Here is a 251-nt window from a genome sequence, read left to right as displayed (position 1 = left end):
GGCAAGTTCCGCACCGCAAACGCGCTGGCGGACTTTTTGGCCAGCCTGTGGCCGGAACACACCGGCATCGCCACGCCCTATGTGGTCTTCACCGGCGGTGAGCCGCTGTTGCAGCTCGACAGTGAGCTGGTGGACGCGATGCACGCCCGCGGCTTCGAGATCGCGGTGGAGACCAACGGCACCGTCGAGCCGCCTGCCGGCATCGACTGGCTATGTGTGAGCCCCAAGGGCGCAAGCGAGCTGGTCCTCAC

At 66.9% G+C, this 251-nt stretch carries 1 pseudogene; it reads left to right on the top strand.

What is annotated here, in order from left to right:
- Positions 1 to 251, top strand: a pseudogene (locus R0J88_RS22020) (hypothetical protein); the annotation flags it as partial.

The sequence above is a fragment of the Pseudoalteromonas sp. SIMBA_162 genome, from assembly GCF_046535955.1.
Taxonomy (GTDB): Bacteria; Pseudomonadota; Gammaproteobacteria; order Enterobacterales; family Alteromonadaceae; genus Pseudoalteromonas; species Pseudoalteromonas marina.
This window is presented reverse-complemented; position numbering and strand designations above follow the sequence as displayed.